General features: G+C 70.1%; 14 protein-coding genes. 5 read left to right on the forward strand and 9 right to left on the reverse strand.

Annotation, left to right across the window (positions count from 1 at the left end; all coding sequences use genetic code 11):
- Positions 1-75: 75 nt before the first annotated feature.
- The 9 genes from ACQPZZ_RS00425 to ACQPZZ_RS00465 all read right to left on the reverse strand — a co-directional run bounded on the left by ACQPZZ_RS00425 (position 76) and on the right by ACQPZZ_RS00465 (position 7504).
- The gene (locus tag ACQPZZ_RS00425; RefSeq protein ID WP_432927857.1) at positions 76-828 is read right to left on the reverse strand and encodes an SDR family NAD(P)-dependent oxidoreductase; all 753 of its coding nucleotides are present in this window, start codon (positions 826-828) and stop codon (positions 76-78) included.
- Between the two features lie 190 nt (positions 829-1018).
- Positions 1019-1786 carry a GntR family transcriptional regulator gene (locus ACQPZZ_RS00430; protein ID WP_432927859.1) on the reverse strand — a complete coding sequence of 256 codons (768 nt, stop codon included), beginning with the start codon at positions 1784-1786 and terminating at the stop codon, positions 1019-1021.
- Entirely contained in the window at positions 1770-2009 is a 240-nt protein-coding gene (locus ACQPZZ_RS00435; RefSeq protein ID WP_432927861.1) for a hypothetical protein, read from the reverse strand. The genes ACQPZZ_RS00430 and ACQPZZ_RS00435 overlap by 17 nt, the downstream gene beginning before the upstream one ends.
- Positions 2006-2782, reverse strand: coding sequence for an SDR family NAD(P)-dependent oxidoreductase (locus tag ACQPZZ_RS00440; RefSeq protein WP_432927863.1), 777 nt, complete (start codon positions 2780-2782; stop codon positions 2006-2008). The genes ACQPZZ_RS00435 and ACQPZZ_RS00440 overlap by 4 nt, the downstream gene beginning before the upstream one ends.
- Positions 2779-3495 (reverse strand): ABC transporter ATP-binding protein, encoded by a 717-nt coding sequence (locus ACQPZZ_RS00445; RefSeq protein WP_142650063.1) that lies wholly within the window; start codon positions 3493-3495, stop codon positions 2779-2781. The genes ACQPZZ_RS00440 and ACQPZZ_RS00445 overlap by 4 nt, the downstream gene beginning before the upstream one ends.
- Positions 3495-4271, reverse strand: coding sequence for an ABC transporter ATP-binding protein (locus tag ACQPZZ_RS00450; RefSeq protein WP_432927866.1), 777 nt, complete (start codon positions 4269-4271; stop codon positions 3495-3497). Before ACQPZZ_RS00450 ends, ACQPZZ_RS00445 begins: the two co-directional genes overlap by 1 nt.
- Entirely contained in the window at positions 4268-5356 is a 1089-nt protein-coding gene (locus ACQPZZ_RS00455; RefSeq protein WP_432927868.1) for a branched-chain amino acid ABC transporter permease, read from the reverse strand. The genes ACQPZZ_RS00450 and ACQPZZ_RS00455 overlap by 4 nt, the downstream gene beginning before the upstream one ends.
- A 5-nt stretch (positions 5357-5361) precedes the next feature.
- Positions 5362-6246 (reverse strand): branched-chain amino acid ABC transporter permease, encoded by an 885-nt coding sequence (locus ACQPZZ_RS00460; protein ID WP_363635814.1) that lies wholly within the window; start codon positions 6244-6246, stop codon positions 5362-5364.
- A gap of 37 nt (positions 6247-6283) precedes the next feature.
- Entirely contained in the window at positions 6284-7504 is a 1221-nt protein-coding gene (locus ACQPZZ_RS00465) for an ABC transporter substrate-binding protein (protein WP_432927872.1), read from the reverse strand.
- Between the two features lie 319 nt (positions 7505-7823).
- Here ACQPZZ_RS00465 and ACQPZZ_RS00470 point away from each other — a divergent pair, with 319 nt between their 5' ends.
- The 5 genes from ACQPZZ_RS00470 to ACQPZZ_RS00490 all read left to right on the forward strand — a co-directional run bounded on the left by ACQPZZ_RS00470 (position 7824) and on the right by ACQPZZ_RS00490 (position 12418).
- A complete protein-coding gene (locus tag ACQPZZ_RS00470) occupies positions 7824-8255 on the forward strand; it encodes a carboxymuconolactone decarboxylase family protein (RefSeq protein ID WP_432927874.1) in 432 nt (143 codons plus the stop codon).
- Entirely contained in the window at positions 8245-9195 is a 951-nt protein-coding gene (locus tag ACQPZZ_RS00475; protein ID WP_432927876.1) for an NAD(P)-dependent oxidoreductase, read from the forward strand. Before ACQPZZ_RS00470 ends, ACQPZZ_RS00475 begins: the two co-directional genes overlap by 11 nt.
- Positions 9192-9860, forward strand: coding sequence for a cyclase family protein (locus tag ACQPZZ_RS00480; RefSeq protein WP_432927878.1), 669 nt, complete (start codon positions 9192-9194; stop codon positions 9858-9860). Before ACQPZZ_RS00475 ends, ACQPZZ_RS00480 begins: the two co-directional genes overlap by 4 nt.
- Positions 9861-10298: 438 nt before the next feature.
- On the forward strand, positions 10299-11504 hold the full coding sequence (locus ACQPZZ_RS00485) for an NAD(P)/FAD-dependent oxidoreductase (protein ID WP_432927880.1): 1206 nt from the start codon (positions 10299-10301) through the stop codon (positions 11502-11504).
- Positions 11501-12418, forward strand: a complete 918-nt coding sequence (locus tag ACQPZZ_RS00490; RefSeq protein WP_432927882.1) for an RNA polymerase sigma-70 factor — start codon at positions 11501-11503, stop codon at positions 12416-12418. Before ACQPZZ_RS00485 ends, ACQPZZ_RS00490 begins: the two co-directional genes overlap by 4 nt.
- Positions 12419-12473 lie beyond the last annotated feature (55 nt).

Below are 12473 nucleotides of genomic sequence, written 5' to 3' on the forward strand. Positions count from 1 at the left end.
ATGTTCACTCCTTCTTGCGGTGGTGTTGATCCGTACGACCCGTTCAGCGGAACTCGCGGTCCCGCCCGGCCGGGATCAGGAGGCGAGGATGCCGCCGTCCACCGCGAGGAGGTGGCCGGTGACGTAGGAGGCGTCCTCGGACGCCAGCCAGGCGATGCCGGCGGCGATCTCCTCGGGGGAGCCAAGTCGCGCCAGCGGTGTCATCTGGCGACGGAGGTCGTAGCCGGCCTCGTCGACGATCTGTCGTGCCCCTTCCGTCGGGATGGCTCCGGGGACGACCGCGTTCACGCGGATACCGAGCGGTCCGAGCTCGCGTGAGGCTTGCCGGGTGAGGCTGGTGACGGCACCCTTCACCGCCGAGTAGACGGCCGTGCCCGGCATTCCCCGCCACGCCGCCGGCGACGACACGTTGACGATGACGCCGCCGCCCTGCTCGGACATGGCGGCGATGGCCGCCTGCATGGTCCAGAACACGGCCTTGAGACCGACGGCCAGCATGCCGTCGATGTCGTCCTCGGTGAAATCGAGGAAGGGCTTGTACCGGATCCACATGGCGTTGTTCACGACGACGGCAAGTCGCCCGTGGCGCGTCACGACGTCCTGGACGGCTCCGCGGACGGCGTCGCGATCGGTCACGTCGAGGCAGAGCGCCTCGGCACATCCGCCTCCAGATGTGATGCCCTCACTGACCCGGGCGGCCGACTCCTCATCCCGGTCGGCCACGACCACCCGCAGACCGTCGCGGGCGAGACGCTCGGCGGTCGCCCTGCCGATCCCGCGGCCCGCACCAGTGACAAGCGCGGCCCCGGCACTGGACGCGGGACTCACCGCTCCTCCGCGCCGGCTCGTCGCGGGAGCGTCGGAAACCGCCTCGGCTTCGGCGTGGGGATGACCATCGTTACCTCTTTCTCTTACGCGATTCCGGTTGCTGCGCGCTGCCCGGAATGTGCTTTAGGGGTGGGCGTGCACGGGGTGGACGTGAGGCGGGCGCAGCGATCGCCACTCCTCTAGGTCGTGTCTAGGGCCTGGGGGTGGGTGGGGAGTCAAGCGCGGTGGACGATGACTCGAGCAGGACGCCGAGCACGACCGCGGCGGCAGCCTGGACATGCCGGACGGCGGCGGCATCGGCGGCCTCGCCGTCCCGGTGCTCGATCGCGTCGACGATCTCCTGAAGCTCCCGTGCGCTCTGAGCCGGACGACCGGGCTGAGCCAGCGTGAGCCTTCGCAACTGCGTCACCCGGTGGTGCAGGATCCGCACCAGCTGGTGCAGAACCTCGTTCCCGGCGCCCTCGAAGAGGATGTCGTAGAGCAGGTTCTTGGCGGCCATCAGGCTCGTAGAGGAGGCGCCGCGGTGGGTGCTCTCCGTCAGGTGTGCCATCGCGGCGCGCAGGTCGTGGCGCAGGGCGCTCCCGGCCCGTTCGGCGAAGAGGCGAGCGGCGAGCCCCTCGAGGTTGGCGCGAACGACGTAGACCTGTTGCGCTTCCTCCGGGGTGATCGCCCGCACGATCGTGCCCCGGCCGTTGACCGACTCGACGAGCCCCTCCGCCTCGAGCTGCCGGAGGGCCTCGCGAACCGATGGGCGGCTGGCGGATGTCATCTCACACAGCTCACGTTCGATCAACACCTGGCCCGGTTGAAGACGCAGGTCGACGATCGCCTGGCGGAGGATCGCGGCAACCTGTTCCCGGATCGGCGCGTGTCGCCGGACCTGCATCGCCGGGATCGGCGGCCCGTCCGCGCCGGCCGCAGCTGGTCCAGCGGAGTCCTCGTCATCGAACAGGGGCATGGCTCTCTCCCAGTCCTGGCCGTGAGCGGCTGCGGTCGATGCGGTCGAGCAGCGCATCGGCCAGGACCACCTCCGAGCCGGCCAGACCCGTCGAGCGGCAGAGGGTCACCTCGTCATCCCCGGTGCGCGCGACGTGCATCGGTCCAGTGGAGCCGACCGACGGCGGGACGCCTACCCCGGCGCGGGCGCCGGTGTCGGTGAGCAGCCGAAGAGTGCCGGTCACCCGACCCGCCTTCCACCATCGACGTAGACGGTGCTGCCGGTGGTGAACGCCGATTCGTCGCTGGCGAGGAACACCGCCGCCCGGGCCAGGTCGTCAACGGTTCCGATGCGCCGGAGCGGCACGACCGCCAGCAGCCCGGCCCGATAGTCGGGGTCCTGGTAGCGGGGAGCGGATAGTGGGGTATCGGTCGGCCCGGGGCAGAGCGCGTTCACGCGGATACCCGCCGGGCCGAGTTCGGCGGCCGCGTACTCGGTGAAGGTGCGGACCGCGGACTTGCTCGCCGCGTAGGCCGTGCTGGGCAGCCAGACCCGCTCCGCGACGACGGAGGTCACGTTGATGATGGAACCCGGCCGCCCCTGGGCCACAAGACGCGCGGCCGTGCGCTGGGTCATGAAAAACGTGCCCCGGGCGTTGATGGAGTGCGTCTGGTCCCAGAGCTCGGGAGTCACGTCGAGGAAGTCGGCGTGCACGCCGACACCGGCGTTGTTCACGACCACGTCCGGGATGCCCAGTGCCGCCTCCACCTCGTCGAGCGCCGCGTCGATTCGCTCGATCTGGGAGATGTCCAGCGTCACGGCGCAGCTCACGGCTCCGGAGCGGGCCAGTTGGTCGGAGGTCCGTGCCGCGGCCTTACCGTCCCGGTCGAGCACCGCGACAGCTGCGCCCGCGGCGGCGAAGTGAGCGCAGATGGCTTGACCGATGCCGCTTCCCCCGCCGGTGACCAGCGCCGTCCGGCCGCGCAGCGGTGTGGCGCGGGACGACGGGGCGCTCATGAGGCAGCTCCGAAGTAGGCCTGGGCAACGGCCGGCGACGCCTCGAGTTCGGCGCGGGTTCCGGCCATGACGACGCTGCCGCGCTCGATCACGCAGCCACGGGTGAGCAGGGGGATCGCCTCCAATGCGTTCTGTTCGACCAGGACGATCGTGAGATCGCCGTCCGCCTGGTGAAGAGTGGTGAGCAGTTCGAACACCCGCGCGACCACGACGGGCGCCAGCCCGAGAGAGGGCTCGTCGAGCAGCAGCAGCCGCGGCTCCGCCATCAGCGCGCGTCCGATGGCCACCATCTGCTGCTGGCCTCCCGACAGGCTGCCAGCCTGCTGGTCGCGACGGTCGGCCAGTTCCGGGAAGGTCTCCAGGACGCGGTCGAGGTTGCGGCTCTGCCACGCCTTGCCCCGCCGGTAGGCCCCCATGAGCAGGTTCTCTTCGACCGTGAGCGACGAGAACATGCGCCGCCCCTCGGGGACGTGGGCCACTCCCAGCGCCGGCCTGCGGTGCGCGGGTTCGGCGGCCAGATCGATGTCGTTCCACCGCACGTGGCCGGTGGCGTCTGGTGGGGTCAGCCCCGCCAGGGCTCGGAGGATGGTGGTCTTACCCGCTCCGTTCGGCCCCAGGATCCCGAAGAAGTCACCATCGGCGACGGCGAAGGAGACGTCGTCGAGCACGTGGCTGTCGCCGTATCGAGCCGACAGATTCCGGACCTCGAGCATCAGCGCGCTCCTTCCGCGTGGGCTCGTCCGAGCCATGCCTCGATGACCTCGTCCCGCGCGAGCACGTCGGCGGGGTCGCCCGCCGCGATCAGCTTGCCGTGGTGCAGCACGGCCAGGCGATCGCACAGGCTGCGTACGACGTGCAGCACGTGTTCGACGAGCATCACGGTGATCCCCGCCGCCGGAAGCTTCGCGACCGCGGCCACGAGAGCGTCGGTCTCCTGGCGTGTGAGCCCGTTGAGCATCTCGTCCAGCAGCAGCAGCCGGGGGCGGGCGGCGACCGCACGAGCGATCTCGACGCGCTTGCGGTCCGCCAGGGCCAGGGCCGTGGCGGGAGTCGCCGGGTCCAGGGTGAAGCCGGCCATGTCGAGCGCGGCGGCGACCGCCTCGTGGGCCTCGCGAGCATTCCGGTGGTGCGCGCGTGCGGCGACCAGCACGTTCTCCTCGGCCGTCATGGTGGGGAACAACCTGACCTTCTGGAAGGTCCGGGCGACGCCCCAGGTCGACATGCGCTGAGCTCCGTGCCCGGTGACGTCGCGCCCGGCGAACTCGATGGACCCACCACTGAGCCGGACCGCTCCGGCGATCGCGCCGAACAGAGTGCTCTTGCCGGCTCCGTTCGGACCGACGAGGCCGACGATCTCGCCGCTGCCGACCTCCAGCGAGACGTCGTCCACCGCTCGCAGTCCCCCGAACGTCACGCAGGCACCGGTGATCCGTAGCAGACCCGGCTCCCCGTCGGGACCAGTCCGGACGTTCTCACGGCTGGCGCTCACGATCCGCTCCTCTGCTGTTCGGGGATTTCCTGTGCGGGCACGGTGGCCGCTTGCGCGGCGTCGCCACCGCCGGCCGGACTCCCGCCAGGTCGGTGCGGCCGGCGCGCCCGGACGGCGGCGGTGACCGCTCGCGCCAGTCGAGCGATGAGGAAGACGAGACCTCGTCGTTCGACGAGCATCACGGCGGCCACGACGACCGCGTAGGCCATACCCGACAGCCCCGGGGGAGCCGAGGACAACTGCGCGGACAGGATCTGCTGCACGGGGATGAGGACGGCGGCGCCGACGATCGGACCGACCACGGTTCCCCGCCCACCGGTGAGAGCCACCAGGGCGATGACGAACGCCGTGTTGGCGCCGAATCCCGTCACGGGGTCGATGGCCCGCAGGGACTGCAGCATGACGCCACCGGCCACCCCGGTGACCGCCGCGCTCAGCGACAGCCCGACGAGGCGGACACGGGTCACGTCCACGCCTGCCGCCCGAGCCGCATCGGGATCGTCCCGGCTGGCACGCAGGAACAGGCCGAGCTTGCTCGCGGCGAGCAGGCCGACGATCAGCGTCACCACCGCGAGGATGGCGACCACCACGTAGTACAGGGTGAGTGCCGAGTCGAACTGGAACATCTCGGGGGCGTCGCGCAGGAAGGGGATGCTCAGGCCGACATCGCCGCCGGTGAAGTCCCGGAAGTGTGTGGCGAAATCGGCGAAGAGCAGAGTGAGGACGAACGTCGCGAGCGTGAAGTAGGTGCCCTTGAGGCGGAGGGCCGGGAACGTCGTGATCGCCCCGGCGATCGCCGCGGCGAGCGCTCCCACCAGCATGCCCACCCAGGGGGTGAGGCCGAAGTGGATGGTGAGCAATGCCGTCGTGTAGGCGCCGATCCCGAAGTAGACCGAGTGCCCGAAGGAGAGCAGGCCGCCGTAGCCACCGGCGATGTTCCACCCTTGTGCGGCGATGGCCCACACGGCCGCGGAGATCGCCACCACGAGGATGAACTGCGTCTGGATGAGCCAGAACGGCAGTGACCAGCCCACGAGCAGCACCGCCAGCGCGATCAAGGCTGGTCGGCCGGGTGCTGAGCGCACCAGGTTCACGTCATCACCCGCTTTCCGAAGAGCCCCAGAGGTCGCACCAGCAGGACGACCAGGAAGCCGATCCACACCGCCTGGTTCTGCAGGTCGAGCGCCACGTAGGTGGCCGTCGCCTGCTGGACGACGCCGATGACCATGCCGGCGATGAAGGCACCCCGGATGCTGCCGAGGCCGCCGAGGACGACCGTCACGAAGGCAAGCGCGAGATAGCCGAACCCGGTCGTCGGGTTGACGGTCTGATAGGTGGCAAGCAGGCCACCCGCCAGGCCGGCGAGGCTGACGCCGATCCCGATGCTGATCGAGAAGACCCGCCGACGGTTCACCCCGACCATCGCCGCGGCGTCGGCGTCGTCCACGACCGCTCGCAATCCTCGCCCGAACTCCGTCCGGTTCACGACCAGATCGAGAACGGCGAAGGCCACAGCGGCGATCACGAAGGCGACCACCTGCGCCTTGGACAGGGACAGCCCTCCCACCCGCCACGCGCCGTCCAGGACGGTGTTGACGCTGCGGTCGGTAGAGGTGAACACGGCGAGCAACAGCGACTGGATGAAGATGCCGAGAGCCGCCGTGATCACGATCTGGGGCAGGTGCGCTTCGTCCTCGGTCGTCGCGCCGACCGCGGTCCGACGCAGCAGCAGCAGGTAGACCAGCACGCCCAGCAGGCCGATGGCGAGACCGAACACCGGGGTGAGGAACAGCCCGAACGATCCGAGCGCGCTGACCGCGACCACGCTGAGATACATCCCGATCGTCACGAAGTCCGCGTGGGCGAAGTTCACGATCCGGGTGATTCCGAAACTCAGCGACAGCCCGCTGCTGATCACCCCGTAGAGGCCGCCCACCAAGACACCGGAGACGAGGACCTGCAGAAGGGTGCTCATCGACGCACCTCCCCGCGGGTCCGACACGTTGCCTCGGTCATCGCGCGCCCAGGGTCAGTTGCACCGTCGCGTACTTCTGCGGCCACACCGTCTTCGGCACCCCGTCCGTCCACTGCGTGAGCACCGGGACGGCGTGCGGGTTCGTGCCGTCCTGATCGAACGACACCTCACCGCCGGGCATCGCGGCCGCCGGGCCGGACGTGACGTGCATCGAATGGAGCTGAGACGCGATCTTGTCCGGGTCACAGGTCTTGGCCTGGTTCATGGCCTCGGCGATCAGGTGCACGTTCACCCAGGACTCCCCCGCCTCCATGGGCATGAACGGGGCGTTGAACTGCTTCTTGTAGGCCGCGCTCGCTTGCGCGACTCCGTCGAGTGGCAGGTCGTCGTTCCACGCCCCGACCGCCATCAGGCCGTTCACGTCGTCACCGAGCGTCTTGCCCAGGCTCGGCGCCACGAAGGCACCGCCGAATCCCAGGATGGGAGCGTGGAGCCCCCTGGCGCGCAGTCCCTTGATGATCAGGGTCACGTCGGCCGGCGGGCCGGACATGAGCACGAGGTCCGGGTTCTGCTCGACGATGCGGTTCACGATCGGTGTCGCGTCGGCGATACCGGGCTGGTAGAACTCGGGATCCTTCGCGGTGACGCCAGCGGCCTTGAAAGCCTGGATGGCGGTCGTGATCTGCTGCGTGTTCGCGGTGTCGTTCGGCCCGACAGCGGCGATCCGGGTGAACTTGTGGCCCGCGGCCCGCGCCGCGGCCAGCACATCCGACGTCGCGGCACCGCCGATCTGCGACGACTTCGGCGGCGGCTGGAAGTAGTACTCGTACTTGCGCTGGGACAGCGAGTCTGCCCAGGCCTGCGTAACCAAGGGCACGCGAGCCTCCTGGGCGACCGTCGAGACCGTCGTGGTCAAGTTGCTGAACCACGCGCCGACCAGCGCGACAGCGTGGTCGCTCTTGATCGACTTCGTCGCCGCGCTCTTCGCCTGCGCGACGTCGCTGCTGCTCGTGTCCTCCTGTACCACCTTGAGCTTCGCTCCCCCGAGCGAGGCGATCCCGCCGGACGCGTTGACCTCGTCGGCGGCCACCCGCATCCCCTGCAGCGAGTTCGTGCCGAACTCCGCGAGCGGACCGGAGAGCGGGTACGGCGCGCCGATCACGATCTCGTCGCGGCAGTCGCCGGAGTTCGCGCCGGCGCTCGCACTCTGGTTCGCGACACCACCGCACGCACTCAGCAGGAGTGCTCCGGATCCCACGACGGCCAGCCACGCCAGGCGGCGCGGGTGGGTCGCTCCGCGGCTGGATCTCGGGACGCGACGGGGCGCCCGTCGCTTCGGGGCAGGGGTCGGCATTGTCTATGTCCTCTCAGGCGAGCCCGGGCGCCACCTCGGGGCGGGAAGGACGCCCAGGGGCGCTCATGGTCGGGGATGGCGCGACGCTCTGATCGGCGTCTCCGGGGGTGACGCTGCAAGAGACAGTAGGGAGACCTGTCTGATAGGTCAATAGCTGCTTGCAGATGTCTGAAACCATGGTTAAATACCGCTACTCGGTAGCCGATCGCTCGAGAGGACCCCCATGACCGCCGCCAGCACTCCCTCGCACAACGGCAGCTCAGCACCTCCGCCGGAACCGGAGACGATGCTCGCCGCCGGCGACCGCGTACGCCGTCGAGTGCTGGGCGATGAGCATGTCGACCGGTCGCGGACGCGGGCCACCCCGTTCGGTCAGCCGCTGCAGGAGCTCGTCACCGAATACTGCTGGGGCAAGATCTGGACGCGGCCCGGCCTGGAGCTCCGGACCCGCAGCCTGATCAACATCGCGTTGCTCACCGCGCTGGGCAAGCCCGACGAGCTGAAGCTGCACGTGCGGGGAGCGATTCGGAACGGCTGCAGTGTCGAGGAGATCCAGGAGGTCCTCCTGCAGACCGCGATCTACTGTGGCGTCCCGGCGGCGTTGGAGGCGAGCCGGAACGCCCAGGTGGCGCTGGACGGCATCGATGGTGAGTGATCTGGACGCCGGTCTCCGGGAGCTGGGGCCGATCGGCTTCGTCGGCCTCGGCAACATGGGCGGCCCGATGGTTGCCCGTCTTCTCGCCGCCGGGGCCGAGGTGCAGGCCTACGACACATCGGCCGATGCGGTCGACCGGGCCCTGGCAGGGGGAGCCACTCGCGCCGAGGACCTGCCCGGCATGGCCGATCGATGCGAGATCGTCGTGCTGATGCTGCCCGAGTCATCGGTGGTGGAGAAAGTCGCCGCTCAACTCGTCGGTGACCGCGCTCCGGGCGCGCTCCGCGTGCTGGTCGACATGAGTTCGTCCGAGCCGCTGCGGACGCAGGCATTGGCGGCCGAGCTGAGCGCCGCCGGTGTGACCGTCCTCGACGCGCCCGTCAGCGGTGGAGTCGCCGGAGCCGAGACCGGGACGCTCACCGTGATGGTCGGCGGACCCGGCGAGATCGTGGAAGAGGTGCGGCCGGTCCTTCGCGCGGTGGGTCGTCAGGTGACCCACGTGGGTCCGGTAGGGGCGGGGCACGCGGTGAAGGCCCTGAACAACCTCATGTCGGCGGCTCACCTGGTCGCCTCGACGGAGGCGTTGATCGTCGCCGCCCGGTTCGGCCTGGATCCCGCCGTCGTCCTCGACGTCGTGAACACGAGCAGCGGTCGCAGCGGGTCCACTGAGCACAAGTTCCCCCGGTTCGTCCTTCCGCGCACCTTCAATTCCGGCTTCACCGCCGCCCTACTGAAGAAGGACGTCGGCATCGCGGTCGGATTGGCCCGAGCTCTCGAGGTGACCACACCGGTCGCTGACAGCGTTCTGGCCGCATGGGTGGACGCCTGTCAGACGCTGGCCGCGGCCGCGGACCACACCGAGATCGTCCGCCCGTACGAGGAGCGGAACAAGGCAGTGTTGTCCGTACACGAGGGTGAGCATTCGACGGTGACGACGTGAGCGGCACCGACGTCGGCGAGTGGGTCGACCTCTCCCATCGGCTCGTCGACGGCCTTCCCCGGGTGCCGACCTTCCCCGCGCCCCGTTATTCACGGTTCCTGTCCATGCCTGAACACCCGCTCAACGTCACCCATATCGACATGGTGGTGCATGTCGGGACCCACGTGGACGCTCCCTGCCACTTCATCGACGGTGGGCCGGCCATAGACGATCTCCCCGTCGGCCGCTTCACCGGACCCGGCATCGTATGCCGGGTCCGGGCAGGAGATCGAGAGGTGTTCGGAGTGGACGCCCTCGTCGATGCCGAGGCCATCGAGCGAGATGACATCGTCCTGCTCGAGACCGGCTGGTGGCGGTATTTCGGCAGCCCGCGCTACGACGAGCACCCGTCGTTGTCACTGGAACTGGCGCACTGGTTCGTCGAGCGCGGCGTGAAGATGATCGCCCTCGACACACCGACGCCCGACCTCCCCGTCCATCTCCGCCCGGCCGGCTTCACCTGGCCCGTGCACCAGGTGCTCCTGCGCGCGGGCGTCCTCATCGCCGAGCATGTGACGAACCTCGGCGAGCTGTCCGGCAGACGCGTCGAGTCCGTATTCACCCCGCTCAACATCGGTGGCGCGGACGGCGCGCCCGTACGAGCGCTCTCCCGTTCCCTGCCCTGACGGTGAGGATGTAGGGAGCGCCTCCCGGTAAAAGCTTGGGTCTCGCTCTGACCGGCCACGTCGTGCTTGACGGTGCCCAGCGATCCGGACAGCGGGTCTTGCCGGTCGTCGACCCGGCGCGGATCGCCGGTGAGGTCCGCCCGGCACCGGTCGCAGTTGCCGGGTAGCCGTGAGCGTGGTTCCCGCCATGCCTTCCAAGCTTTGGCGTTGGCGGCGCGCACGAGAGCCGGGCGATGACGGCCCCCTTGATGACCCTCATAGCGGACCTCGCTGCGGCGACGCGCAGGTCAACGCGAGTGTTGACTCCGCAGGCCGGTAATGCCTCATCGGGTTGGGTTGGTGAGGGGGCTGTGGCGAGGGTCACATCGGACGCGTGTCACATACGGCCGGGCCGCTTCCATCTGCTGGTCGTCAACGGTCAAACGAGGAGGCGGAACGATGAGCGCACAGCATGAAGCCGGCGGGGCGGCCGCACACCGAGTGGTGGTTCTGGGAGCGGGGTACGCGGGCCTGTCCGCGGCGATCCAGCTCGCGTGCCGGGTCAAGCCGGGCGAGAAGGTGCGGGTGACCCTGGTGAACGCGCAGGAGCGGTTCACCGAGCGGCTGCGGCTGCACATGACGGCGACCGGGCAGCGGCTCGCCGAGCTGAGCATCCCCGAACTGCTGGAGGGCACGGGCGCGCACTTCGCGCGCGGGTGGGTGACGGCGGTGGTCGCGGACGCCAGGACCGTGCGGATCGACGACGAACGCGTCCTGTCCTACGACACGCTGGTGTACGCGTTGGGCGGCGTGGCCGACACGCCGGCGGTGCCGGGCGTCGAGGACCACGCGTACACCCTGAACGGCACCCAGGACGCCGAGTTGCTGGCCGACCGGCTGTCACGGCTCGGCGGCGGCACGGTGGCGGTCGTCGGCAGCGGGCTGACCGGCGTCGAGTCGGCCGCGGAGATCGCCGAGCGGCATCCGGAGCTGAACGTCGTGCTGCTTGGCCGCAGCGAGCCGGGCGCGGCCATGAACCCCAAGGCCAGGGCGTATCTGCACGCCGCGCTCGCGCGTCTGGGCGTGACGGTCCGCAGCGGAGTCGAGGTGGTGAAAGTGCTGCCCGGCGCGGTCGAGGTGGCCGGCGGGGAGAGCGTGGCGGCCGACGCGGTTCTGTGGACGAGCGGCACGCGCGTGTCGCCGCTGGCGGCCGCCGCCGGGCTGACCGTCGACGAACACGGCCGCATCGTCACCGACGCCGCGCTGCGTTCGGTGTCCCACCCCGAGGTGTACGCCGTGGGCGACGCGGCCGCGATCCGGCAGGGCTACGGCGTCATGCACGGCACCTGCCAGGGCGGCATGCCGACCGGGGTGCACGCCGCGGTGTCGATCGTCCGGGAGTTGCAGGGCAAGCGGCCCAAGCCGTTCCGGTTCGGCTACTACCACACGCCGGTCAGCCTGGGCCGGCATGACGCGGTCGTGCAGTTCACCCACCCCGACGACAGCCCCCGGCGGCTGTATCTGACCGGCCGCGTCGCGGCCCGCTACAAGGAGACGGTGACCGCCGCACCCTGGCCCACGTGGGGCCGCATGAAGAAGATGCCCGCCTCGGGCGTGTTCTGGCCCCGCGGGGGCCGCTTCACCCGGGTCGGGGAGGCGCGATGACCGAGCCCTCCGACCTCGGTCAGCAGGTGTTCGTACACCATCGGAATCTGCTGTTCTCGGTGGCCTACCGCATTCTCGGCACCGCGGCCGATGCCGAGGACGCGGTCCAGGACGCCTGGATCAAGTGGTCGGCGGCCGACCGCTCCCAGGTGGCCGATCCCAAGGCGTACCTGACGCGGATCGTGTCGAATCTGGCCCTGGAACGGCTGCGCTCCACCCGGCACAAGCGTGAGACCTACGTGGGACCGTGGCTCCCGGAGCCGATCCTCACCGGCGCGGACACCGCCGAGGCCGTCGCGGACGCCGAGTCGGTGTCGATGGCGATGCTGGTGGTGCTGGAGACGCTGAGCCCGCTGGAGCGCGCGGTGTTCGTGCTGAAGGAGGTCTTCGGCTTCAGCCACGCCGAGATCGCGGAGGCGGTCGAGCGTTCGGAGACCGCCGTACGGCAGGCCGCGCACCGCGCCCGCGAGCATGTGCGGGCCCGGCGGCCGCGCTTCGCCGCCGACCGGTCACGGCAGCGTGAGGTCACCGAGCGGTTCTTCGCCGCCGCGACCGGCGGTGACGTGAACGCCCTGATGGAGTTGCTGTCTCCGGATGTCACCCTGTGGACCGACGGCGGCGGCAAGGTTCGTCAGGCCCTGCGCCCGGTGGTGGGCGCGGCGACCGTGGCCGCCTGGTTCGCGGCCGTCGGCACCGTCACCTATCAGGGCGTCGAGCCCGCGGACATGAACGCCGAACTCGTCGAGATCAACGGCGGGCCGGGCGTCGTCTTCAGCGGCGGGAGCCGGGTGATCGCCACCGTCACCTTCGACTTCGACGCCGACGGCCGGATCATCACCATTCACAACGTCGCCAACCCGGACAAACTCCAGGCCATCGCCGACGGCACCCCTCGCAGCCTGGGGACGCGATGAGCACCGGTCCCCCGGCGGGCACGCGATGACGGCCGCCACGTCCGCGCCGCCGGGG

Source organism: Microbispora sp. CA-135349 (genome assembly GCF_050947365.1).
Taxonomy (GTDB): Bacteria; Actinomycetota; Actinomycetes; order Streptosporangiales; family Streptosporangiaceae; genus Microbispora.